This window comes from Kordiimonas sp. SCSIO 12603, assembly GCF_024398035.1.
Taxonomy (GTDB): domain Bacteria; phylum Pseudomonadota; class Alphaproteobacteria; order Sphingomonadales; family Kordiimonadaceae; genus Kordiimonas.
This window is the reverse complement of record NZ_CP073748.1, coordinates 352,555-376,650: the sequence shown is the minus strand read 5'-3', so window position 1 is coordinate 376,650 and position 24,096 is coordinate 352,555. Positions and strand designations below refer to the sequence as shown.

Annotated in this window: 25 protein-coding genes, 1 tRNA gene and 1 pseudogene; 13 read left to right on the top strand and 14 right to left on the bottom strand. The window is 45.7% G+C overall.

The window, feature by feature from the left end; all coding sequences use genetic code 11:
• Positions 1-2: 2 nt before the first annotated feature.
• Genes KFE96_RS01640 through KFE96_RS01630 form a run of 3 tightly spaced genes read right to left on the bottom strand, consistent with a single transcriptional unit; the run spans position 3 to position 3,471 of the window.
• Positions 3-905, bottom strand: a complete 903-nt coding sequence (locus KFE96_RS01640; protein ID WP_255834284.1) for a TniB family NTP-binding protein — start codon at positions 903-905, stop codon at positions 3-5.
• A complete protein-coding gene (locus tag KFE96_RS01635) occupies positions 899-2,614 on the bottom strand; it encodes a Mu transposase C-terminal domain-containing protein (RefSeq protein ID WP_255834283.1) in 1,716 nt (571 codons plus the stop codon). The genes KFE96_RS01640 and KFE96_RS01635 overlap by 7 nt, the downstream gene beginning before the upstream one ends.
• Positions 2,611-3,471: a TnsA endonuclease N-terminal domain-containing protein gene (locus tag KFE96_RS01630; RefSeq protein ID WP_255834282.1), complete on the bottom strand. Its 861-nt coding sequence runs from the start codon at positions 3,469-3,471 to the stop codon at positions 2,611-2,613. The genes KFE96_RS01635 and KFE96_RS01630 overlap by 4 nt, the downstream gene beginning before the upstream one ends.
• Positions 3,472-3,527: 56 nt before the next feature.
• On the opposite strand from KFE96_RS01630, the pseudogene KFE96_RS01625 reads away from it, so the two are divergent.
• A pseudogene (locus KFE96_RS01625) lies at positions 3,528-4,226 on the top strand (ATP-binding protein); the annotation flags it as partial.
• Here the strand turns inward: KFE96_RS01625 and KFE96_RS01620 are convergent.
• The gene (locus KFE96_RS01620) at positions 4,223-5,092 is read right to left on the bottom strand and encodes a hypothetical protein (protein WP_255834280.1); all 870 of its coding nucleotides are present in this window, start codon (positions 5,090-5,092) and stop codon (positions 4,223-4,225) included. The pseudogene KFE96_RS01625 and the gene KFE96_RS01620 sit on opposite strands and share 4 nt — an antisense overlap.
• A 99-nt stretch (positions 5,093-5,191) precedes the next feature.
• Positions 5,192-6,184, bottom strand: coding sequence for a M23 family metallopeptidase (locus KFE96_RS01615; protein WP_255834279.1), 993 nt, complete (start codon positions 6,182-6,184; stop codon positions 5,192-5,194).
• Between the two features lie 110 nt (positions 6,185-6,294).
• Between KFE96_RS01615 and KFE96_RS01610 the strand changes: the two genes are divergently transcribed.
• The gene (locus KFE96_RS01610; protein ID WP_255834277.1) at positions 6,295-7,044 is read left to right on the top strand and encodes a sulfite exporter TauE/SafE family protein; all 750 of its coding nucleotides are present in this window, start codon (positions 6,295-6,297) and stop codon (positions 7,042-7,044) included.
• Here KFE96_RS01610 and KFE96_RS01605 read toward each other — a convergent pair.
• The 5 genes from KFE96_RS01605 to hisB are packed head-to-tail and all read right to left on the bottom strand — an operon-like array spanning position 7,031 to position 10,128.
• On the bottom strand, positions 7,031-7,357 hold the full coding sequence (locus tag KFE96_RS01605; RefSeq protein WP_370650550.1) for a phosphoribosyl-ATP diphosphatase: 327 nt from the start codon (positions 7,355-7,357) through the stop codon (positions 7,031-7,033). The two genes, KFE96_RS01610 and KFE96_RS01605, sit on opposite strands and share 14 nt — an antisense overlap.
• Before the next feature lie 2 nt (positions 7,358-7,359).
• A complete protein-coding gene (gene hisF, locus KFE96_RS01600; RefSeq protein ID WP_255834275.1) occupies positions 7,360-8,124 on the bottom strand; it encodes an imidazole glycerol phosphate synthase subunit HisF in 765 nt (254 codons plus the stop codon).
• On the bottom strand, positions 8,124-8,849 hold the full coding sequence (hisA, locus tag KFE96_RS01595; protein ID WP_370650549.1) for a 1-(5-phosphoribosyl)-5-[(5-phosphoribosylamino)methylideneamino]imidazole-4-carboxamide isomerase: 726 nt from the start codon (positions 8,847-8,849) through the stop codon (positions 8,124-8,126). The genes hisF and hisA overlap by 1 nt, the downstream gene beginning before the upstream one ends.
• Positions 8,849-9,505 carry an imidazole glycerol phosphate synthase subunit HisH gene (gene hisH, locus KFE96_RS01590; protein WP_255834272.1) on the bottom strand — a complete coding sequence of 219 codons (657 nt, stop codon included), beginning with the start codon at positions 9,503-9,505 and terminating at the stop codon, positions 8,849-8,851. The genes hisA and hisH overlap by 1 nt, the downstream gene beginning before the upstream one ends.
• A 23-nt stretch (positions 9,506-9,528) precedes the next feature.
• Entirely contained in the window at positions 9,529-10,128 is a 600-nt protein-coding gene (hisB, locus tag KFE96_RS01585) for an imidazoleglycerol-phosphate dehydratase HisB (protein WP_255834271.1), read from the bottom strand.
• Positions 10,129-10,370: 242 nt separating this feature from the next.
• On the opposite strand from hisB, the gene KFE96_RS01580 reads away from it, so the two are divergent.
• The 8 genes from KFE96_RS01580 to KFE96_RS01545 all read left to right on the top strand — a co-directional run bounded on the left by KFE96_RS01580 (position 10,371) and on the right by KFE96_RS01545 (position 18,496).
• Positions 10,371-11,336 carry a hypothetical protein gene (locus tag KFE96_RS01580; RefSeq protein WP_255834270.1) on the top strand — a complete coding sequence of 322 codons (966 nt, stop codon included), beginning with the start codon at positions 10,371-10,373 and terminating at the stop codon, positions 11,334-11,336.
• Between the two features lie 283 nt (positions 11,337-11,619).
• Positions 11,620-12,660 (top strand): glycosyltransferase, encoded by a 1,041-nt coding sequence (locus KFE96_RS01575; RefSeq protein ID WP_255834268.1) that lies wholly within the window; start codon positions 11,620-11,622, stop codon positions 12,658-12,660.
• 81 nt (positions 12,661-12,741) lie between these two features.
• Positions 12,742-14,154, top strand: a complete 1,413-nt coding sequence (locus KFE96_RS01570) for a hypothetical protein (RefSeq protein ID WP_255834267.1) — start codon at positions 12,742-12,744, stop codon at positions 14,152-14,154.
• Between the two features lie 25 nt (positions 14,155-14,179).
• Entirely contained in the window at positions 14,180-15,103 is a 924-nt protein-coding gene (locus KFE96_RS01565) for a glycosyltransferase family 8 protein (RefSeq protein ID WP_255834266.1), read from the top strand.
• Between the two features lie 121 nt (positions 15,104-15,224).
• Complete coding sequence (gene hslV, locus KFE96_RS01560; RefSeq protein WP_247019784.1) at positions 15,225-15,794, top strand: ATP-dependent protease subunit HslV; 570 nt, start codon at positions 15,225-15,227, stop codon at positions 15,792-15,794.
• Between the two features lie 14 nt (positions 15,795-15,808).
• The gene (gene hslU, locus KFE96_RS01555) at positions 15,809-17,116 is read left to right on the top strand and encodes an ATP-dependent protease ATPase subunit HslU (protein WP_255834265.1); all 1,308 of its coding nucleotides are present in this window, start codon (positions 15,809-15,811) and stop codon (positions 17,114-17,116) included.
• Between the two features lie 135 nt (positions 17,117-17,251).
• Positions 17,252-18,091 (top strand): N-acyl homoserine lactonase family protein, encoded by an 840-nt coding sequence (locus KFE96_RS01550; RefSeq protein WP_255834264.1) that lies wholly within the window; start codon positions 17,252-17,254, stop codon positions 18,089-18,091.
• A 36-nt stretch (positions 18,092-18,127) separates the two neighbouring features.
• On the top strand, positions 18,128-18,496 hold the full coding sequence (locus KFE96_RS01545) for a histidine triad nucleotide-binding protein (protein WP_255834263.1): 369 nt from the start codon (positions 18,128-18,130) through the stop codon (positions 18,494-18,496).
• Positions 18,497-18,582: 86 nt separating this feature from the next.
• Here the strand turns inward: KFE96_RS01545 and KFE96_RS01540 are convergent, their stop codons facing one another.
• The 4 genes from KFE96_RS01540 to KFE96_RS01525 are packed head-to-tail and all read right to left on the bottom strand — an operon-like array spanning position 18,583 to position 20,912.
• Positions 18,583-18,762: a Trm112 family protein gene (locus KFE96_RS01540; protein ID WP_255834262.1), complete on the bottom strand. Its 180-nt coding sequence runs from the start codon at positions 18,760-18,762 to the stop codon at positions 18,583-18,585.
• A 10-nt stretch (positions 18,763-18,772) separates the two neighbouring features.
• Complete coding sequence (locus KFE96_RS01535; protein WP_255834261.1) at positions 18,773-19,408, bottom strand: LON peptidase substrate-binding domain-containing protein; 636 nt, start codon at positions 19,406-19,408, stop codon at positions 18,773-18,775.
• 12 nt (positions 19,409-19,420) lie between these two features.
• Positions 19,421-20,356 (bottom strand): tetratricopeptide repeat protein, encoded by a 936-nt coding sequence (locus KFE96_RS01530; protein WP_255834260.1) that lies wholly within the window; start codon positions 20,354-20,356, stop codon positions 19,421-19,423.
• Between the two features lie 19 nt (positions 20,357-20,375).
• The gene (locus tag KFE96_RS01525; RefSeq protein ID WP_255834259.1) at positions 20,376-20,912 is read right to left on the bottom strand and encodes a prolyl-tRNA synthetase associated domain-containing protein; all 537 of its coding nucleotides are present in this window, start codon (positions 20,910-20,912) and stop codon (positions 20,376-20,378) included.
• Positions 20,913-21,090: 178 nt separating this feature from the next.
• Here KFE96_RS01525 and KFE96_RS01520 point away from each other — a divergent pair.
• From KFE96_RS01520 to KFE96_RS01510, 3 genes are all read left to right on the top strand, one after another.
• A tRNA-Gly gene (locus KFE96_RS01520) sits at positions 21,091-21,165 on the top strand.
• 121 nt (positions 21,166-21,286) lie between these two features.
• Positions 21,287-22,579: an esterase family protein gene (locus KFE96_RS01515; RefSeq protein WP_255834258.1), complete on the top strand. Its 1,293-nt coding sequence runs from the start codon at positions 21,287-21,289 to the stop codon at positions 22,577-22,579.
• 221 nt (positions 22,580-22,800) lie between these two features.
• The gene (locus tag KFE96_RS01510; RefSeq protein WP_255834257.1) at positions 22,801-23,895 is read left to right on the top strand and encodes a calcium-binding protein; all 1,095 of its coding nucleotides are present in this window, start codon (positions 22,801-22,803) and stop codon (positions 23,893-23,895) included.
• The last annotated feature ends 201 nt before the right edge of the window (positions 23,896-24,096 follow it).

Below are 24,096 nucleotides of genomic sequence, written 5' to 3'. Positions count from 1 at the left end.
TACTAGATTTTTTCGGCAGCTTTACGGCGTTCTGAAGGTGGAATATATCCGCAGGATTTTAATATCGTTTCATCGATTTTTTCACGATTAGTATTGATTGCATGGATTGCTGCGAGTCGAACTAAGTCGAAGGTTTCTCCAATTGTTCCTTCTGACATCGATAAGATAACTTTTGATAAGCTTTCGCTGCTAATTTTTGAGCTTAATTTTAGAGGTATTATAGCTTCGATACCGGCTAAAAGTGTTCGGTAGTTTTTATCAAAACTCCAATAAGGTAGGGAGAGCGGCTCAAACCTATTTGCGAGTTGTTCATCGATTTGAAGGGCCCTAACAGCCGATTTAGTCCCTGCTGCCACAATGGGTACTTTCAGTTCATTGCCGAGATATCTAATTAGGTTCAAAAACTGTCTCTGAATGTCTAGACGACTACCTAACATGTTATGGAACTCGTCGATAATTAGCATCTTAAGGCCACACGCTTTCAATAGCCGTATTGCTTGAGTTTCTAGACGAATTGTATTGTCGGTTGGTCTATAGGGGGCGAATAACTTTTCTAATATGGCTATGTAAAAACGTTTTGGGTCAGCGACTATTGGCATTTGTATGTACATTACCGGATAACTAGCACTATCTCCTTCAACATTATCTGAGGGAGGGTGGTCTCGAAGAAATTTTTCGAGGATTTTAGTCTTGCCGTTATTACTAGGACCATAAATGATTAAATTAGGCATTCTATGAGTGTCTGGGTGACGTAATAATGCCTGCATTTTTTCGATGGCTTTTTTAGCTATCGGGTATCCTAGCCAGTGATCATTTTCAATAGCTGTTTCTCTATCTAGATATCCAGCAGTTGCCAGGTGTCTGATTTTTGGGTGTAAATGTGTATGTTTTTCCGATTCTACCAAAACTCGATATCCTCTGGATTAAAGCTAACTTCTTCCTCTGACTTATTATCCTCTTGAGCTTTGATTTGCTCATCTGCTGAGAATTTTGAGTTTTCAAGTTTTGGAGATAAGAGCGAGCGCGACCGTATATTTGCTTTAGCCCTAGCTTTTTGTCGTCGAACAGCTTTTGTTTTCTGTTGTGCTTGTTCGACAGTAATTTGAATCTCATCCCAAGCTCGAAAGATTGCTTCCTCATCAACTAAGGAGTTGCCAAGGTCTGTAAGCTTTTTCTTAGCCCACTTAAATTGCCATTCTGACAATGAGGGGGTTGATAGATTTCTGGCAGGTATCTCGTGGTATTCTAATCTTTCTGGGCAAAAGAAGAAAATTTTTGAGATGTCTCTGGGATCGCGCCTAATGGTAAAGAGCCGTTTGTCGCCAGATTCTAAGTAAGGTTTTAATATATCATGCCAATAGGTTACGTAGTTCCATCTAAATCCTTTTTTTGTAATACGCCTTTGTTCTGTGGGTAAAAAATCAATCAGCATTCTTTGTGCGTCACCCAAGCTTGCGACCGGAGGTAAGCCTGTTCCAAGCGCGTTTTTGTCGCCATATACCCCTTTTTCAAAAGCATGCAGTGGGGGAAGGTTTGTGTGCGGATGGATACTTTTATTGTAGTCTTCGCAAATGGTGAGAGTTAAACATTTTTCTAATTCCAATAATGTGAGGCAAGCGTATTGTTCAGGTTTAGTTTTACCTCGTATTTGGATGTTTGAATATGTGGTCCCTGGTAACTCGTGCACTCTACGCATTAAAGTACCTATTACTCGTTCTACAATACCACCATATTCAGTCTTTGTTAGTGGCCGGTATTCGATGCTTATGTTGTGTTCTTCACAACCTCTCTGTAGAGCATTGCTTCTAAAGTCTTTCCCATTATCTACGGCTATCCGAGTAGGTAACCCCCAAATAGGCCAGTCTACATCTATTTGGCGCCTTCTTAACCATTCTGCTTTTGGAAAAATTGAATTTATTAGGCAAAGCCCCACAACGGTTGCTGACGGCTTTTCTAGATCAACGTGAAAGCCTGTAATTGCACGGCTGTAAAGATCTATAGCTATGGTTAGGTTTGGGCGTCCAATTGTTTCCCTATCGTCTTCGTCGACTAGTAAAATATCAGCTGACGTGTGATCAATTTGTACGATATCTAAAGGGTATTTCGCCTCAAGATATGTGTCCGGAGCAGGTCTCGTCTGATCGTCTGCTACTCTGCGACCTTCTCGAAATAATAGTGATTTACGTTTTGGGGTACTAGATAGACGCGATCTCACAGTGTTTTCACTTACCTTCAGGTTTTCACGAAAACACTGCCTTTTGACACGCCTTACTATGGCTGCTGGAATTAGTTTTTGGTGGGTAAGGTAACTTTCTTCTATTGTGTGTTGAATTATCTCTTCCACCCTGCGGTCAATACGGCTCTTACCTTTTCCTCCATTTTTAGGTTGAGGCATAATTGAAGAAACTTTAGGGCTTTCAGCGTATATTTTAAGCAGAGCGTACATGCGACTGCATGATAACCCTACCTTTTTACCGGAGCGTATGACGTCGTTTTTTGATCTATTCTTGTGAGAGAGTAATTCGTCTAATTCGGATGCAACCTTCCTCCAATACTCCCAAACGGGTTGCTGAATTTGTGAAATATCAATTTCAGTATCCTGTTGTTTAATCATACGGTTTCTTCATCAAAGAAAAGGCTAGATTTTGGCGCTCTATATTTAGGGTACATTGTTGAGGTTGGCTTAATAGGGTTGTTGAAATCTATTCCAAAGTTACCTTCAAAGATATATTGCCAGAGACTATATTGAAGTTCTGCTCGTTCTTCACGGTTCGTTGAAAATTTATCTAAAATGTCATGTATTGAACAAGGGAGATGTTTACGGATGTCTTGTTCTAAAAACAGGTCAATAAAATTGGATGATGGTGCATTGCTGAAACGCATTAGTGTTTTAATGTTTTCCAATCTGACTGAGCGAATGTCTTTTTCTGTTACAATACGAAAGTTGAAGTTGTTCTGAAAACACCATTGTCTTGCAGCATTGTATTTTATGTCGCCTTTTTCCTTATTCCGCATTAGATCGTCATGATACTTTATCTCAACTAATGACTTATAATTTTTGCCTTTTTTAGAATATTCTAGCTGGAAATCAGGCGTATATTCGCCTGTATGTCCCTCTAAAGTTTCATATAGAATTTTGATAGGTTGCGATATGATCCTATGGACATTTCCTGCGGCTAGACAAAGTATTGAAAAGTCCCTTTCCAATGAAGATTCAAAGGGTAATGGTTGTCCTTTTTGTTGGCTCCAATTTAGTACACCGGAAACACTACGAGTAGTTCGCTTGATGGTTCGTGTATCATCTGATGAGTGGGTACTTTTAATTAAGTCATTAAACATGCTTGAAATCGTATAGGCATTTTCACGAGTTGTTGAGCAAGGAAAGTATTGAAGTCCACCATAGTTTTGCGCATCGTTCAATATTCTTGTTTTGTATTGATTATTCTTGTTTGCTTTTGATGTGTGCTTCATCAGGTTTCCCTCAATTTTCTCAAGGTATATTCTTATTTTCTTTTGATATTGTCAGCGGTGCTAAAGCAATGCCGGGGGAAGTGTCGCTGGCTAATGGTGGAGTCCTTTTCCTTGATGAACTGCCTGAATTTAACCGCTCTACACTTGAAGCGCTAAGACAGCCTATAGAAAGCGGTGAAGCCGTAATTGCTCGTGCACAGGCTCATGTAACCTACCCTGCCCGTTTCCAGCTGATTGCTGCTATGAACCCCTGCCGCTGCGGTTATCTGGATGATGCCGGGCTGGCGTGTTCCCGCGCGCCCAGGTGTGCTCTTGATTACCAATCAAAAATATCTGGCCCTCTTTATGATCGTATGGACCTGTTTATTGATGTGCCTGCGGTTTCCGCAAGCGATCTTACTTTACCACCTTCTTCTGAGAGTTCAGTGGATGTCGCTGAACGGGTTGCCACGGCACGTCAGGTGCAGTTGGAGCGATTTGCCCATATAGAGGGGGAACGGCCACCTACATGTAATGCTCATGCGGATGGTAAGCTTCTGGAAAAAATTGCGACACCTGATGCTGAAGGCAAAGCGCTGCTTGAAAGAGCAGTAGGGCAGTTAAGGTTATCAGCCCGAGGGTATCACCGTGTGCTTCGGGTATCCCGCACTATCGCTGATCTTGCTGGTAGTGAAGCTATTCAAAATGCTCATATTGCTGAAGCACTTTCTTACCGCCGTATGGATCCGCATATTGCGCATAAGGCAGCTGTTTAATGACACATAAAGAATGCACCGACGTTCTGCCCGAATTGTTCAAGGATTGCAGTTGTTTGCGCATTAGTGAAGGATAGGTGTTGTTTCACAAGCGCAAGGTTTTCCGTGGATGTTTTACCGGAAAGAGAAAGCCTTTCCATGCGCCAGCTTATTGCTTCAACAAAATCATGATCATAGTGCCTGGATACCAGCTCTGCTAAACGGTCATCAGTTTCTTCACTATACTCAGTACGGTTTAACCAATCTTCTTTGTTTAATAAATTGGTTAACCAATTTGCTGTTTCCAGATCGTGCTCACACATTACCATTTTCATCTGATCCTGCACGTAATACCAAGTGGCTTCATTCAGCTTTTCATCAAGGCCCAGTTGAAACAGAAACTGCGACTTGCCTTTGCTTAATTGCCCCATAGACCAACGGTAAGCTACTTCTTTTGTTATCTTATTATTAGCTGATGCTGCAACGTCTTCTGAGTGCTTTTTCATTTCTTCAAGCGTTAGAGCAATGGCTTCTTGTGCCATTTTTTTATTAGCCTGATAGGCTTCTGCTGTTTCAGAGTTCCCTAGTAAACGAAGGTGGTTTATCAGCCTTTTGGTGTAACTAGCTTTCTGGCAATATGTAGGGTGGCTTTCATGTTGAAGGCCTTTGAGAAGACTGGTTTGATTATTGGTGGCGTCCGCAGCCCAATCGTAAAGCTCAATTCTCAGGCTTTTGTTTTGAACATCAAATTTCAAAGGTGATAAATCTACAGTATCCGGATTGGTGGATTTTGATTTAACCTGTTCTATAAGTTTAAGGGCTGTATCGTTGGCTTGTGCTGGAAATGAGCACCAAACCAATATGCAAATAATAAGTATTCTAATCATTTTATTTCCCCCTCGTTTACCATCAAGAAGGCTATGATTTTTTAGCCAGTGTTGGCTAATAAAATAAGTGTGAAAAACAAGTATTAGTAGATTGTTTTTCTATCCAACCAGTTCCACTTGTACCGTATCTTCAAATTTTTCAATTGTACCGTCTTTTGCTTGGCGGATGATAAGGATTTCCCCGGTCCATATGCCAGGCATAAAACCACCAGCAGGACGACGGAGTCCGGTATAGCGGCGATGATGCTGCTGCGTTTTTTCGATAGCTGTGGAATATTCTTTAGCGATAGAACCATCAGGCCGTGTTATTTTCATTAGCCAGCGGTCCCCTTTGAGAGTGCCGAATGTTCGTCCATTCAGGAATAGTAGTTTAGAATCCTTAGAAATTTGTGCCAAAGGTGTTTGCCACTGGCTTTCAGATGAAAGTGGTTCTGTAGAAAACGATGCTGGCAGAAGTGTTAACCCTCTATATGCCAGATTAGTAGACCATGCACTTTCAGAGCCACCATTGGAACAGGCCGCCTGCATGGGTTTTTTATCGAATGGATCATACCAGATATTACCTTGCCTCAGGGCAAAATGCATATGCGGGTATGCCGTCAGGCCAGAAAGCCCAACCTCGCCAATTTTCTCACCAGCTTTTACCTGCTGGCCCTTTTTCACTAGAATGCTGCCTTCTTTCATATGGCCATAATAGCTGATCATGCCACCAGCGTGTTTAATGCCGACTACATTGCCAAGCCCTACCTTGGTTTTTTCTGCGTAGTTACTTTTGTTAGCAAATTCATCTTTGATGCCGTCTCGTGTTACATCAACCACACCGTCTGCTGCTGCAAGCACGGCTACACCTTTGGCCATTTCACCAAGGTTTGCCAATGTAAAGTCAGTGCCTTTATGATTATGTTGGCTGCGGTCACCACAGGTGTAATCAGCGCGTTCTTTACCCGGTGCCCGGTCTACATAGCGTGCGATCCAGCAGTTTTCTCCCAGTTCACATTTCAGGGGAAATGATAGCTCAGGAAAAGAGGCTTGTTCCTGTGCAAATACAGGTGTCGAACTAAGAAAAGTGGCTAAGGCAAATATTAGTCGCATCTATGGATTCCATTATTAAGTGGCGCTATATACAACTAGCAATCTATACCGTGATAGCAAGCGTTATACGTTTTCGCACGCGAATAGCACCTGAATAATGAGGCGATTTTATGCAGTTGATACCTGAGTTTTTAAGTTTATTTGATGCAGGTATTTTAATTGTAAGCAGTTTTTTCACATCCTTTCTCTCAGCAGCTATAGGCCTTGGTGGCGGGGTTACGCTTCTAGCGGTGATGGCGCAAATTCTGCCAGCGTCTCATATTGTGCCTGTGCATGGTGTGGCGCAGCTTGGCTCAAACATCAGCCGTTCTACACTAATGCGGAAGCATATTGATTTCCGGGTGATAGGATATTTCCTTATTGGCAGCCTGATTGGTGCAGCAATTGGCGGGCAACTGGTTGTCTCTATCGAAGCAGGTATTCTGCAGATTATTCTGGCGGCGTTTATTCTCTATGCTACATGGGGGCCGAAGCCGTCAGCGAAAGCATCATCCAAATATGCTGTTGGTATCGGCGGCACACTCTCTACCCTGCTTACCATGTTTGTTGGGGCTACTGGACCGTTTGTAGCGGCACTTTTCAAGCCTCAAGGGTTCAAGCGGGAAACACAGGTGGCAACCATGTCTGCTGGTATGGTGGTGCAGCATAGCCTGAAGCTGGTAATTTTTGGATTGCTTGGTTTTGCTTTTGGGCCTTATATCCCGCTTCTTGCCATGATTATTGGCTCGGGGCTGCTGGGCACGTTAGCAGGAAGGCATTTACTTCTGAAAACAAGTGAGGAGCTTTTCACAAAACTCCTCAATCTGGTGCTTACTCTTCTCGCGCTACGCCTTCTCTATGTGGGTATCACTGGTCTCTAGAGGCCTTCTCAACAAGGCCGGAGAGACCTTCGCGGCGCTCTAGTTCTGCCATTACGTGGGCAAGGCCTTTGCCGCGTGCTTTGAGAAGGATCATCAGATGAAAGAGTAGGTCAGCGGATTCTTTGATAAGCTCAGCATCGTCCCCTGCCGCTACAGCCATAGCGGTTTCAACAGCCTCTTCACCCACCTTCTGAGCGATTTTCTTGTCGCCCTTTTTGTAAAGCTTGGCTACATAGCTGTGATCAGGGTCAGCGTTTTTGCGCTCTTCAAGTAAGAGTTCCAACTGTTCCAAGGTTTGCCAATCTGCCTTCATCATTAGATTGTCTCCCGCACTGCAATGCCGCCAGCTTTCATATGTGCTTTGGCTTCCGCGATTGTATATTCGCCGAAGTGGAAAATGGAAGCTGCAAGAACTGCCGATGCATGTCCTTCTTTAACACCGTCAACCAAATGGTCAAGATTGCCTACGCCCCCTGATGCAATAACGGGCACGTTTACGCTGTCCGATATCTTCCGTGTAAGATCAAGATCAAAGCCTTCACGGGTACCGTCCCTGTCCATACTGGTCAGGAGAATTTCACCAGCACCGAGACGTGCGGCCTCCTTAGCATATTCAACCGCATCAAGGCCTGTTGGTGTGCGTCCACCGTGGGTGAACACTTCCCATTTGTCGTGCCCAACCTTTTTTGCGTCTACAGCCACCACAATACACTGGGCGCCAAATTTTGTGGAAAGCTCACCAATAACTGCCGGGTTGTTTACCGCAGCTGTCATCAGGGAAACCTTATCAGCGCCAGCGAGCAGGAGCTTGCGAACATCTTCCTCTGTGCGGACACCGCCACCTACTGTAAGGGGCATAAAGCATTCTTCCGCTGTGCGCTGAACTACATCCAGTAGGATATCCCTGCGGTCACTTGAAGCAGTAATATCAAGGAAGGTCAGCTCATCTGCGCCCATTCCGTCATAAACACGGGCTTGCTCTACAGGGTCGCCAGCGTCGATCAGATCAACGAAATTCACGCCTTTCACAACGCGTCCGTCCTTCACATCAAGGCACGGAATAATACGGGATTTCAGCATTACACCTCTCCCGCAGAAATTTTAAGCGCTTCCTTGAGGTCCATACCGCCATCATAGATCGCGCGGCCAGTGATCACCCCTTCAAGGTTGCCAACATCCGCGACACGGCGGATATCATTCAGGTCTTTCACGCCACCTGATGCGATAACTGGAATGGAAACAGCATCTGCAAGTTCAGAAGAAGCTTCCGCGTTCACACCTGTTAGTGTGCCGTCTCGGTCAATATCCGTGTGGATGATGGCGGCAACGCCCGCGTCTTCGAATTTTTTTGCAAGTGTGGTTACTTCGAGCGTACTTACTTCTGCCCAACCTTCAACGGCAACCATGCCTGCTTTGGCATCAATTCCAACGGCGATTTTACCGGGGAATAGTTTACAGGCTTCTTTTACAAGAGCAGGGTCTTTCACAGCCAGTGTGCCGAGGATGAGGCGGGAAAGGCCCGCATCCAGCCAGCGTTCCATTGTTGCGATATCGCGGATACCGCCGCCAAGCTGTGTTGGAACATTGGTAGCTTTCAGGATGGCTTCAACAGCGGCCGCGTTCACAGGTTCGCCTGCGAAGGCACCGTTCAGGTCTACAAGGTGCAGCCACTTACAGCCAGCATCCACAAACTGTTTTGCCTGTGCTGCTGGATCATCATTAAAAACAGTGGCTTCTTCCATGGCCCCTTTATAAAGGCGCACGCAGTTACCGTCCTTAAGATCAATTGCAGGATAAAGGGTAATCATGGTTGCCACTCCAAAAAGGCTTTGAGGAATTTGAGGCCAACTGTCTGGCTTTTCTCAGGGTGGAACTGAGTTCCGATCATATTATCTTTGCCGACAATGGCGGTTACCTGCCCACCATACTCAGTGGTAGCAAGCAAAGCACTTTCGTCAGCCAGTTCCATATGGAAACTGTGCACGAAATAGGCATGATCATCCGCGTTTAGCACGCTTGCCACCGGATGCGTTTTACCAGCTTCTGTTACTGAAACTTTGTTCCAGCCCATGTGCGGAATTTTCAGGCTTTTGTCAGTGGGCTGCATTGGTTTTACTGTACCGTTCACCCAGCCCATCCCTTTATGGATGCCGTGCTCATGGCCTTCTTCAGCCATTAACTGCATGCCTACGCAGATACCAAGGAATGGTTTCCCATTTTCACGAACCTGTTCGCGGATAGCATCTTTCAGACCATCAATCGCCAGAAGGCCTCTGCGGCAATCAGCAAAGGCGCCAACGCCAGGCAGGATAATACGGTCAGCTTGCAGAACAGCTTCCGGGCTGTCTGTTACGATTACGTTGGTGTTGAGCCCTGCTTCCTTTGCGGCCCGCGCCAGTGCTTTTTCAGCAGAGCGCAGGTTACCAGAGCCGTAATCAATGATAGCGGCGGTTTCACTCATTTTAAAAATCTCCGGCTGCGGGGTTAGAGGCTACCGCCTAGCGTACCTTTGGTAGAAGGCACAGCATCGGCTTTACGCGGATCAATAGTTGCTGCTTCACGCAGAGCGCGGGCAACAGCTTTGAAGCAGCTTTCAATAATATGGTGGTTATTCGTGCCGTATAGATTTTCCACGTGCAGGGTCATGCCGGCGGCGAATGCGAAAGCACGGAAGAATTCTTCAAAAAGCTCTGTGTCCATCTCACCAATTTTATCGCGGCGGAAATCCACATTCCAAACAAGGAAAGGCCTGCCAGAAATATCCATTGCAGCACGGGAAAGCGTTTCATCCATCGGGATATAAGCAGTGGCATAACGGGTAATGCCTTTCATATCGCCAAGGGCTTTCTTCACCGCCGTACCGATCGCAATACCGGTATCTTCTGTTGTATGGTGGCCGTCGATATGCAGATCACCTTCTGTGCGGACCTTAAGGTCCATCAGTGAATGCCTTGAGAGCTGCTCGAGCATATGATCAAGGAAACCAATGCCTGTATGGACATCATACACACCAGTGCCGTCAAGGTTCAGCTCAATGGTGATGTCTGTCTCATTGGTTTTTCTTGCCACAGATGCTGTGCGCATTTTTTCACTCCTTCAGTGCAGAATTCTGCCTATATACGGGCGGCCATAGAAGCCGGATGCAATGCTAATACTGTTAATTGCCTTCGTAAACGAGCAATTTCTTTTGCTGCCATCGTAAACAAATCTTGAAGATAGGGCGATTGAAGCCGTGAGGAAATTAATCAATTCAAATGGTTGTTTGACTGTACACATTGCTTAAATACACTAAATAACAATAACTTAATATGGCCAGCGAGGATAATATGAAGAAACTAATAGTAGCAGCCAGTGTAGCAGCAACCTGCTTGAGCGGAGCGGTTTTTGCGCAAGGTGTTGACGCTCTCTCAGCAAAGGTAAATTCAGAAGATGCGGACCGTTTTGTAGCTGTATTTGAACGCACAGACGGTAAGCCAACAGCTGAAGATCTCCTTAAAGGGTATCTGGAGCCGGGGTCAAAGGGGGTGCAGGTATTCACGCCGGGGCGTATTGTAAATGCTGAAAATCTGGCTCAGAAGATTGCCGCTAACCCGGATAGTTACCGCAGAGCTATTGATGTGTGCCTGCCAATTGCTAAAGACATGACAGCAGAGCTTAGGAGCGTGTACCTCGGGTTGAATGGTTTGCTGAACAGTCCAGAACTCCCTGAACTTTTTGTTCTTTTTGGTGCAGGTAATTCAGGCGGTACAGCGGGGCCGGGTGCGCAAGTGCTAGGGCTTGAGGTGATTTGCCGTATCGGGAAAGATGAAGAAGATATCAGGGGAATTTTCCGTCGCTTCTTTGCTCATGAAACTGTGCATACCCTGCAAAACTTCCCAAGCAAACTTCCCGAACGGGGTGAAGAGTATCTGATACTCTCAGCTCTCGCGGAAGGCGGCGCTGATTTTGTCGCTTCCCTTGTAACAGGACAGCCGCCTGAGAGAGCCAGAGATGCTTGGGCCGTTGAGCGAGAGGGTTATATCAAAGCTGAATTCCTGAAAGACTTGGAAAAAGCCAGGGGAATGACGACCGAAGAAATTCAGAAAGCGGGTTCGCCTCTTTACCGATGGGTTCGTAATAGCACCCAAGTGCCTGATGAAGGTTGGCCTGGAGAGCTTGGTTATTGGGTTGGGCGCCAGATATGGACTGATTATTTTAATCAGGCAGAAGATAAAGAGGCTGTGCTCAAACAACTCCTTGATCTGGATAATATTGATCCAGAGGAAATCTCAAGCATCTATTTCAGTAAATAAAATATAGCCCGAGGGGCCAGTATAGGGAATGTGCTGGCTTCTTTCCTGTGTAGTGATAAATCTTTTATACCAACGATTACTATTTCAGCAGCGATGGCAGTGGGATTATACCATCAAGGGGTATGATTAGAGTGATAGCTGAAAAAACTGCTGGTTTGACCTTGCTCAAAGACGTTTGTTCCATAAAGCCTATAAAACATTAGTAAAACCAATGTAGGTGGATTAGTGTTCCCTATAGTTTATAGGGGCTGAGTGACGTTATTTTGGAATGATGTGTTAAGCTATGTCTTCTCCCGATATTGATATTATTATTTGCGCGTATCAAACAGGCGAAAGAATTCGTGCTACTATTGATGCTATTTTAGCGCAAACGTATGAAAACTTCAGGCTTTTGATCATTGATGATGCGTCTGGTGATGACACAGTGGATATCATCAGAGAGTATGAAGACCAACGCGTTCAGCTGGTGGAAAATGAAGTTAACATGGGGGTAGTTGCATCCCGCAATAAAGGGTTAGCGCTCGCGGAGGCTGATTTTATCGCCACATGTGATCATGATGATCACTGGAAGCCGGAGAAACTGGCGCTTCAGATAGCGTATATGCAAGCTCACGAAGAATGTGGTCTGGTTGGTTGTTTTTGGGACCGGTACAAAAATGAGCAATATGACAGTACAGCTTCAATCTCCTACCACAGTTCAGCTTATATTGGCTGGTATCTATATTACCGGAATTGCTTGTTACATTCAGGCTTGTTGTTCCGTCGTTCGGTTGTTGAAGCGTGTGACATTGAATATTCCTCGGATGTCACTTTCGGTGATGATTGGAAACTGTGTCTTGATTTTGCGAATGCTGGTGAAGTGGGTGTTGTTCCGGAAAGTTTGGTAAAATATACCCTCCACGGGGATAACTGGAGCATTAAGGCTCGCGAAGAAATGCATGCCAGTGGTGCCAGTGTTTTAAAAAACGCGATAGAAAAGCTACTCGGGCAGGAAATTTCTGTGGCGACAGCACGGCTATATTTTGATGCGGTTGTTATTGGCGTTCCGCAAGAAGATATGAGCAAATTGATTGAAGCCGGGGAAATGCTTGCGACTATCACAGCTCGTTACATTGAAAGAAATACAGTTTCATTGCCAGACGCTGAAAATATCTACCGATCAGCAAGTGAGATTTGGTGGCAAATGGTTCGTCTTTCGGCCAGTGTGAAGGGGCCAAAGCAATTGCAGCTGTTTGACCGCATATCAGCTTTTGGTAAATACAAACCCGGATTGGGCGCTTATATTACCGCTTGGGGAAAAGCGGCTATTAAATCGCGCATGTAATCTGTGATAAGAATGCTTTGCTTTGATAATCTTTGACGATATGTCTAATTTTAATAATGCCGCGCTAACTAGAGATTTTGTATGCCTACGGAAATGAATGGTTCAGATACTTTACGTTTTAAAACTATGGGGAATGCAACTATTCAGTTGCGCCTGAATGATGAAGTATTGCTAACAACAGACCCTTGGCTTACTGGGCGCGCTTATTTTGATAGCTGGGCGCTGCATCATCCCTTCTCTGAAGAAGAAATCCAGTCGGTAAAGGATAGCGAATATCTCTGGATATCGCACGGCCATCCTGATCATTTACACCATGAATCTCTGGAGCTGTTGCCAAAGGGTAAGAAGGTTCTTATCCCGAACCACTATCATGATGAAATTTCCGAAGGCCTGAAGAATGACGGCTTCGAAGTTGAAGTGATGCAATATAAAAAATGGTATCGTCTTCACGAAAAACTCGAAATTCTCTGCCTCGATAACATTAATCAGGACGGTATTCTGATTATGCGGTTTGGGGATGCGCTGTTAATCAACCTGAATGACTCCCCACTGTGTGGCGAATTCTCCTTCATCAGAAATCTGGTAAAGGAACACCCCAACGATAAGGTTTATGTTTTTAAGCTGGTTGGGATTGGGGCTGACATGCTCAATTACGTGGATGAGCACGGCAATAGAACCATTGAAGCGCCTGAAAATTATAAGATGGGCTGTATTCAGGATGCCGCGAATGAAATTCACGGCTTAGGCGGTAAGTATTTCTGTATCTCTTCTTCCCAGCACTTCCTTGTGCGTTCGGATAGCATGTGGGTGAATGATTATGAATTTACCTATAAGGATATGTGCAGGCACTGGAACCAACCTTCGGTTCAGGTGGTTCCCCCTTTTGTTACCTGTGATCTGGGTACTGGTGATATCCATGAAGATTGGCCATCCCAAAAGCCTGATGAAAGCCAGTTCCTTGGAAATACCGGGCAGGATGACTGGGATGAAAAACTGTCTGAAGAAGAATGGAAGCGGGTTTTCGGCTTCTTTCAGCAGTTTGAAACCATCTACGACATTGTAGATTTCATTGACGTGGAAGTGGGCGGTGAAAAACGCCGTGTGTTGGAACGTAAAAAACAGCGTAAGAAACCAAGAGGCGTGTGTTTCTTTGTGCCGCGTAATTCGCTTCTTGAGACAGTGGAGTGGGGATATTTTGATGATTTGCTGATTGGTAACTTTATGAAAACCCAGCTTATCAATATGACACTATATCCTGATTTTTCACCACGCGTTGCCAAGTATGGCGGTAATGCGAAAGTGTTCAGCAAGCGGGATCTTCAGAAGATGTATCGCCACTATTTCTGGCGTAATCCAATTGGCGTGGCAAAATATATGTTCAACATATATTGGTGGACCAGGTTTGTGCGTTATATGGCAGATGTTACTGAAGCGGTGGGCATTAGAAAGCAGGCCAAGTGGTTCTATCTGACACTGAAGAAGCTTAAATCGTAACTTCCCAAATTAGGAAGGCATATATATGCAACCTAATCCTGATCGAGGTCATTTTCTTTTTTGCACCAATGGTTTGTATGCTCAGCATTCAGCGGCATGTATTAAATCATTGCTCGAAAACAGTAGCCTGAAGCATCACGATATTTGTGTTGTAGGGCATTTTGAAGATACGAGTATTCCAGCTAAGCTAAGGTCTATTGCAGACACATATGAAAATGCAGATATCAGGGTCATAGATTTCCAGCCGGACGATAGCCTTAAAGCAGCGACTAAAAGCTATTGGTCCATTGATATGTTTAACCGCTTCTGGGTAGTTGAATTTTTTGAAAGCGATGTAAAGCGGGTTCTGTATCTGGATTCTGATATTATCGTTCGCGGTGATATTGCACCGCTCTTTAATACTGATCTTGAAGGTAAGATGTTCGGGGCTGTATCTATTCCTCACTCTGCTCAGTGTGCGGCATTAGACCTTCCACCAGAATATGAATATTTTAATTCCGGTGTGCTCTTGTTTGATATGGATAAATGGCGGTCCAGTAAACCGCTGGATACCTTGCTGCCCTATATAGCAGCGAACCCGGATAAATTATCTTTCCCAGATCAGGATGCGCTGAACGCCTGTTATTATGCGGACCGGCACGTTCTTGATTACCGCTGGAATCTCATTGTTCCGTTCATTTGGCGAAAGAATGAATTGCAGATACAGGCTTCTGAACGGAAGCGCATTGTAAGAGAAGCGGTGGTTGTTCACTATAATACCCCTCTTAAACCGTGGCATTATTTAAGCGCACATCCTTATAAGAAGGATTATTGGTTTTATCTGCGAGGAACCCCTTGGCAGCATGAAAAGCCCCAAGGTAAAACGGCTCTGAATATGGTGAAAAAACTCTATAACTTCCTGATGCCGCAGGAAGCGATTACCTTGATGAATAAAATACGGGGACGTTAGTGTTTTTAAGGGCATTCCCTTCGCAATCTCACTTGGTTTTTATGAATTCCCGCTTGTCCAGCTGCGTATGCGTGCATATATGAGGCTGTGAAAAGAAATAAGAATAAGGACACGTCTTTTAATGACACAGTTCAACGATAAGCTTCCTACATGGCATGCCACCACAATTTGTAGCGTAAGAAAAGGCGATAAGGTTGTTATCGCAGGTGATGGCCAGGTTTCTGTTGGCGATACAGTAATGAAAGCCAATGCGCGCAAAGTACGCCACTTGGCTGGCGGTAAGGTGATTGCGGGTTTCGCAGGCGCAACCGCTGATGCTTTCACACTTTTTGAAAGGCTGGAGGCCAAGCTTGAGCGCCACCCAGGCCAACTTGCTCGTGCGTGTGTGGAGCTTGCGAAAGATTGGCGTACAGATAAATACCTGCGCCAGCTTCAGGCAATGATGATTGTTGTAGACCAAAGCACAAGCCTGGTTGTTACAGGTAATGGTGATGTGCTTGAGCCAGAACACGGTGTTGTAGCCATTGGTTCTGGTGGTAATTTTGCCCAAGCGGCAGCGCTTGCGCTCTATGATCAGGATATGACATCTGAAGAAATCGCGCGTAAAGCCATGAAAATTGCAGCGGATATCTGTGTTTACACAAACGAAAACATCGTTGTGGAAACAATGGATATCGAAGCCGCTGAATAGTTAGGAGTTTTGTCATGACAAGTTTTTCACCGCGTGAAATCGTATCTGAACTGGACCGTTTCATTATCGGGCAAAAAGATGCCAAGAAAGCTGTGGCTGTAGCACTTCGTAACCGTTGGCGCCGCCAGCAGCTTGAAGAAGGTATGCGTGAGGAAGTTCTGCCAAAGAATATTCTGATGGTAGGCCCGACAGGTGTTGGTAAAACGGAAATTTCTCGCCGCCTAGCAAAGCTTGCGGAAGCGCCTTTCATCAAGGTTGAAGCGACCAAATTCACAGAAGTGGGTTATGTGGGCCGTGACGTGGAACAGATCATCCGTGATCTTATCGAATCCGCTATCCTGATGGTGAAGGAAAAGAAGAAGAAAGAAGTTGCTGCAAAAGCTGAACTGCACGCCGAAGAGCGGGTTCTTGATGCGCTTGTAGGTGACACAGCAACAGATGCAACTCGCCAGAAATTCCGCAAAATGCTGCGGGAAGGTGAGCTTTCCGAAAAAGAAATTGAACTGGAAGTAGACGATAACGCCAACCCATTCCCGCAGATGGAAATTCCGGGTATGCCGGGCGCAAGCGTGGGAATGCTCAATCTTGGTGATATGTTCGGTAAAGCCATGGGTGGCCGTAAAGTGAAGAAACGCCTGACAGTTTCTGAAGCTTACGAAGTGCTGATGGGTGAAGAATCCGAGAAACTGATTGATGATGAAGGCAGCACCCGTGAAGCTATTTCACTGGTTGAAAACCACGGTATCGTTTTCCTTGATGAGGTAGACAAAATCTGTGCGCGTCAGGATGCGCGCGGTGGTGATGTGAGCCGAGAAGGCGTGCAGCGGGACTTGTTGCCGCTTATCGAAGGTACAACGGTTTCCACCAAGCACGGTGCTATTAAAACGGATCATATCCTCTTTATTGCGTCAGGCGCTTTCCATCTCGCGAAGCCGAGCGATCTGCTGCCAGAACTTCAAGGCCGTCTGCCGATCCGCGTGGAGCTTGAAGATCTTACAGAGGCTGATTTTAAACGTATTCTCACGGAGCCTGATTACAGCCTGATCCGCCAATATACGGCGCTTATGGGTACTGAAGGTGTCACGCTTGAGTTTGATGATAGCGGTATCGATGAAATCGCTCGCATTTCAGCTCACTTTAACGAGACAGTTGAAAACATTGGTGCCCGCCGCCTGCATACGGTGCTTGAAAAAGTACTTGAGGAGATTTCCTTCACTGCGAGCGATACATCTGGCACCACTATTAAGGTGGACGCTGATTTCGTTAAAACCAACATGGGTGAAGTTGCGGAAGAAAGCGATCTTTCCAAGTTTATCCTCTAGGGGATATTCCTTTTACCAGTTTTATCGGAGGGCGCTCAGTGGGCGCCCTTTTCTTTTGGGCTTTTGGTTGACAGCCTGAAGGCATAGGCCCACTTTAACGGTACCGATTAATCACTTCTGATATGGGGAAACAGGATGAAAAAATCCTTCCTAGCTGCAAGCGCTCTCATTTCTTCAATTTTTCTGGGTTCAGCGGATGCTACTGCTGCTGATGTGAAGCTTTACACACTCGATTGCGGTGATATTCACATGAAAGACTTGGCAATTTTTGCCAAAGACGGTGAGTTTAATGGCCGAGATAACCAAGCGGGTGACGCTTGTTTTGTGGTCAAGCACCCTAAAGGTACGCTTCTTTGGGATACGGGTCTTCCAAAGGCGATCAAGGATTTACCTGAAGGTATGTCTGTGCCGGGTTTCCATATCAGTTTAAAGAAAACCATTCAGGATCAGCTGGCAGAAATTGGTATGAGTGAGAAGGATATTGATTATGTTTCTATCTCTCACTCGCATTTTGATCATGCCGGTAACTTGAATGATTTTGCTGGGGCAAAGTGGATTGTGCACGAAAATGAATATGCACATATGTTCAGTGATGCCATGCGAGCTCAGGCACAAACATTTAGCGCCTATGATAAAATGGAAAATGCTGAGAAAATTACCTTCACTGGTGATCATGATGTGTTTGGTGATGGTTCTGTAACTATTCTCTCTATGCCGGGCCACACGCCAGGGCATACCACACTGCTTGTTAATCTTGAAAAAGAAGGTCCAGTTCTTCTAACGGGTGATTTGTATCACCTTACTGATTCCCGCAAGCTGCGCACGGTGCCAACCTTTAATACAAATGCGGAAGATACGCTCAAGTCTATGGATGCTTTTGAAGCGAAAGCGAAGGAACTTGGTGCGCGTGTTGTTATCCAGCACGAAAAGAAAGATACAGGTGCTTTACCGAAGTTGCCGGGCTATTTAGATTAAAAGTTGGTTTAGACAACTATAAGTTTGGAGCATATTATGGCGTACGATCCCGAGAATATTTTCGCGAAAATTCTGAGAGGTGAGATTCCTTGTAACAAGGTTTATGAGGATGAATTTGCGCTCGCGTTTCATGATATCAACCCTCAGGCACCTGTGCATGTACTGGTGATCCCAAAGGGGGAATATGTATCAATGGCAGATTTTACAGCAGATGCACCTGCGGAACTGGTGGTTGGTTATATGCGTGCTGTTGGGAAAGTGGCGGATGAATTAGGGCTTATTGAGCCTGGATACCGCACAATTGCTAACGCTGGACCTAATAGCCATCAGGAAGTGCCGCATTTGCATATCCATATTATGGGCGGCAAACCACTTGGGCCAATGTTGGATAAAAGTTTTGGATAGTTAGTTTATTAACTATTTTTTAACCATAAAAATGTCAGGAAAATCAATAGCTACATCATCTTGGTGTAGCTATTTTATTTAGCTTGCTAATCATTTAACTCGCGTGCTTCATCAACAAGTAAAATTGGAATACCATCTCTGATAGGGAAGGCCAGCCCTGCCTTTTCACAAATAAGCTCTTGATTTTCCTTATCATATTCAAGGGTGTCCCTCGTTACTGGGCATACCAATAGCTCAAGAAGTTTGGGGTTGGTTTGATGGTTCATAGCAATCTCGCTAGTTGGGTATTTCAGTCAAATTGCCACCAACGGCCATTTGGAGCAAGCTTGTAAATATTTCTGTTCTTGCCCAAGGGCTTTCAGCTTCAAGCAACGCTTGTTTTTCTGCAGGCTCGAATGGAATGGCCATTGATAATGTATCTATAAAAACATTGTTTGGCATATCCTTCAGCCGGCTGAAATCTGCGGCCAGCTCTTTTCCCGATAGGAATCCTTGCAGCAGTTTTATCAAGTCGTCTCTATCAAAGTTGTCTGGCATGATATATTGATCAACAAGCCATTCGGCGGCGACCTGTCGATATGGTGTTGTTGCTGGCAATTCCTGTAGGATATTAAATCGGCTGATACCTTTGAGGTTGATAAGATAGCGTCCGTCTTCAAGTGGTGTCAGGGAAGTGATGCTTCCTGCGCCGCCAATATTGTATAATTCAGGGACGGTTCCGGCTTCATTTTCCGTAGGTTGGATCATGCCGATGATTTGATCACTTTCATAAGCGTCTTCAATCATTTGCCGGTATCTCGGTTCGAAGATATGTAGCGGCAAATCACTGCCGGGCAGCAATATAACCCCGCTCAGCGGAAATACGGGTATGACAGAAGGCAAGTTTGAAATGTTCTGAATGTCTTCTGTCATATTTTTTTCCTGTTAGCTGAAAAGGATTGAGGAAAGCCTTCTTCTGTATTTCAGAGTGAAAGGGTCTGTAGGTCCTGCTGCCTCGAATAACTTCAAGAGTTGTTCGCGGGCTTTGCCGTCTTCCCACTCTCTGTCGCGCATAATAATGCCGAGAAGTGCTTCTGCAGCGGCCGCCATATCACCTGTCGCCTGACGTGCCAGTGCTAACTCATAACGTACAGAATGGTTACTTGGATCACTTTCTAACTGTTTTTCGAGGGCTTCAGCATCTCCGGCATCCTCGGCCTGGCTGGCCAGCTCAATAGATGTTTCCAGCTTTTGAACCCGCTCTGTAAGCTTGGCTTCGGCTGCGGCTTTACTGTCTACCGCATCGAGAATTTGTTTGGCCTGCTCAAGTTCACCCATAGAGAAGCTTACTTCCGCGAAGCCAATGAGCCCACGAATGTTGGTGTTATCATGGCTTAGCACTTGCTGGTATATAGCGGCGGCTTGCTCTGCCTGCCCTGCTTCCAGCATTGCTTCCGCCTGATCCATCGCTTCATCAAGTGGATTGCCTGCTGCACCCGCTCCACCAGAGATTTGGGTGAGCCGTTCAATGAAGGCGGTAATTTGTGATGGTGGCACTGCACCCTGGAAACCATCAACGGGTTGCCCTTGCCAAAAAGCAAGTACGGTAGGCAGGCTTTGAACCTGCAATTGTGCGCACAGTGTTTGGTTCTGGTCTGCGTTTACCTTCACAAGGGCAACCGTCCCGCCCGCAGCATTTACAGCTTGCTCTAGCGCAGGCATAAGCTGCTTGCACGGTGTGCACCAATCAGCCCAGAAATCTACGATAACAGGCCGGGTTTTAGAGGCTTCAATTACATCAACTGCAAAGCTCTGGATATCACCATCTTTAATCAGTGTGTCTTGTGCGGCTGCTGGGCCACCTGTCATCTGGTCCATCATATATCTCTTTTGTGGCCGTTTATTCGGCGGGGCTATCTAAATCTACAATAAGGGGTTCATACCCGCACGCACGAATGAACACAAGCAGGTCTTGCGGGGAGATGGCTGTGGTGGCTGCATTGTGAAGTGGGTGATAATTAAGAAGTTCCTCTTCCATCATGCTTTTATCAAGCGCCACAATAAGAGGGGCTTCCGCGTCCTGAAGCACTTGCAGATTAACAAGTGCAAACGGTGTAACAGAACCGGGGATAACACCCAGCATTTCCTTCAGGCTGTCGGCGCTACCAAAGGAAAGCCGTCCCATGCCTATGAGGGCAGAGAGAGATTTAAGGTCAACACGACGATTTTCATCTACCATTACAAGGGCGCGGCGTTTCTTTTTATCCCGTACAAAAAGGCTCTTACAGTGCCCGCCTGGCATGCCTCCAGCACCGTCCCTTGCTGCCTGTGCTTCTTCCACGGTGAATACGGGTTCGTGGCGGTAAGTTTTTGTGGAGATTTCAATCCTGTCCAAAAAGTCAAAAAGCTTGGTTTCGGATTCCCTTGATTCATCCATAATCTAGCCTCTAAATAGGTTGAATTCTGTAATTATATTGGCGTAAAAATGTTATTTTTCAATGGTTTATCAGAAAAATGATAAAAAAATGAAAAAAGGTGTTGCAAAGGAAACGCGGATGCCTATTATCCGCCGCACAGCAAGCGACACAGTCACTTGCGTACCCCATTTAAGCCGAGCGGGCGTAGCTCAGGGGTAGAGCATAACCTTGCCAAGGTTAGGGTCGTGAGTTCGAATCTCATCGCCCGCTCCACTTAAAAAACCCTTCCAGTTTTGGAAGGGTTTTTTGCGTTTAAGGCTATATAGTTCCCTGATCTTATAATTTCCCAGTTTGTGCTTATCTAAAATAGATAAAGAATGACAGAGGGGGCTCTATGTCAGCAAAAACATATTTGAAGCAGGGGCTTATCGCCTGCTTTGCGACAGCTTTACTGCTAACACCTTCCTATCAGGCTAGTGCTGCAGGAGATGATATTCATAAAATTGCAAGAGAGGTGTTGCCTACAGAAGCTCTTTATGAGCTTTGGGCTCAGTCGCTTACAGATAGGGAAGCAGTTAAGCGATTTTATAATAGCCTGAAAGACAAGCATACCTTCACGCCTATCGAAGGTGATGCAGAGAATATGCTCGTTACCTACTTTGCTATGGGTAGTAAGGATACGGATTATATCCTTCAGTCCGGCGGGCCGGATTTCTATGGGTTGCGCTTCAAACGCCTTGGGAATACAGATTTATTCTACTGCACCCAGCGCGTGCCGAAGGATGCCATGTTTATCTATGGCTATAATGAATTTAAAAACCGCTCCTTCGGTAAAGGAGGGGTGATCCAGAAAGAGGAAATGGATCATATCCATGATGGGGCACTTTATGCGCCTGATGCTCCTGTCTCACCGCATGTTGAAGCACAGCCAGGTGTGCCGAAAGGCCAGCTGGAAACCATTACATTTAAGAGCACCTACATGAACGAAGGGCGGCGCCTTCATGTTTATGTGCCTGCCGAGTATGATGAAAATAAATCACATAATCTCATCATCCAGTTAGATGGCAGGCAATATGCGGCGGAGGCGAATGCAGGCCCTCTTTATCGTGGCTGGACCCCTATGACCACGATTTTGGATAATATGATTGCGGGTGGTGAGATCGCACCAACCATTGCAGTTTTAATTCCCAATCAGGGCAATCGTTCCCGTGATCTTATCAGTGATGCTTTCGCTGATTTTGTGGCCGGGGAGCTCGTGCCCTGGGTGAAGAGTAAATATACTATCAGTGATGATACGGCTGATGTCATTGTCTCAGGCCCCAGCCGAGGCGGATTTGCGGCTGCAAATATCGCCTTTAAGCATTCAGATGTTATTGGCGGGGTGCTGTCACAGTCTGGCTCATATTGGCTTACGGAGAAGGGGGATAAAAACTGGCCCGTTTACCCCGCATATGATGGCAAGCTTATTAAGGCGTTTAAAGCTTCTGATAAAGTGCCGATCAACTTCTATCTGGGTGTCGGGCTTTATGAGCTTGGTGCGGGTATGGTAGGGACGAACCGAGAGCTTAGAGATATCCTTGAGCTCAAAGGTTACAGCGTCACCTACAAGGAATATAAAACCGGCCACTCCCATGTTAGCTGGCGGCATACCTTGCCTGATGGGCTCAGGGCCCTTCTTGGAGAATAACCACGGCATAAAGCAGGGTTTTCGCCCTGCTTTTTTATTTCTCTTATTCATATATGAATAAAATTAATCAGCTAATTTTGATCTAAAGTTTAGGTGATTTTACTCAAAATATACCCATAAAGATGAAGAAAATTCCTCCTATAGATTTGACTTAGATATTTCTCATCACTATATAAACTTCTCTATAGGTTGATGTAATTAAACTTTTAAGGGAATCTAAAGTGGTTAAGAGTTCTATTTGGGAAGATACTCTTCTTTCTTTTTCTAATGTTAATTTACTAAAAAATCTTACGTTGCCAGTACACGCAGCGGTATCTGCCAAAGCGGCTTCTTCGGAGTTTGCAGCCGCTGAACAAACCGGCACAGATGGTGATGATGTGCTCAGGGGTTCAGCAGGCAATGACACTATCAAAGCTGGCGCCGGTGATGATGAAATCTGGGCTGGTGCAGGCGATGAAGGACATGACCTTTTTGAAGGTGAAGGCGGCAACGATACGCTCGGTGGCGGTAATGGTAATGATACGCTTGTTGGTGGTGCGGGTACTGACCTGATGTTCGGCGGCGCTGGCAACGATGCAATATACGCGCACCTGACAGATGATACATCAGGCACTGAAGGCGACACGATGTGGGCGGGTACTGGGAGCGATACACTTGTTGGTGCAGATGGTGCGGATTCGCTCGGTGGCGGAGACGGACACGATAGCATTGATGCTGGTGCAGGTGATGATGTTATCTTTGGCGGTCGTGGTGTTGTGGGCGATGATTGGATTCAAGCTGGCACCGGGAACGATACAGTCTACGCTTCAATCGGAAATGATATCGTTCGTGGTAGTGAAGGCGAAGATCTTATCTATGGTGGCAGCGGAAATGACACCATCTTTGCGGGCGCTGATAATGACACCATCTATGGCGGCGAAGGCAACGATTCTATAGGTGGTAACGAGGGTGTCGATATTATTCGGGCCGGTGACGGCAATGATATCATTTATGGTGATGAAGGCGGCGACCGTATTGAAGGCGGCGCTGGTGATGATACTATTTATGGCGGTGCGGGCAATGATAGCCTCTTTGGGGATGATGGTGCTGATGTGTTTATGTTTGAAGAAGGTTCAGGGGTAGATATCGTCGGCTCATACGGTATTGAGGAAGATAGCCTTGATCTAACAGCTTACAATATCGAAAGTCTTGAAGCGCTGAAAGCCGATACAACGGAAAGTATTTTCGGCCTGACGATTGATCTTGGCGCGGGTAATGAAATTCGTATCGCTGGCGTGCATATGGATGATTTCGATAACCTCACCATCCTTATCTAGATAACCACCCTGCTCAAGTGGTACCGGGCGGCCTGCAAACCCAGTGGGTCGCCCGCCTTTAAACCGGGCCTATAAACCGAGATCACGACAAACAAAGCAGTTCCAGCCCCGCTGGTGCTGCTTTTTCTGTGGCGGTGATGTTTCCTGATAGGGGAAGAATAAAGCTTTATTCCGCGCCGATTTGCCGTAGGTTGTGTTTAT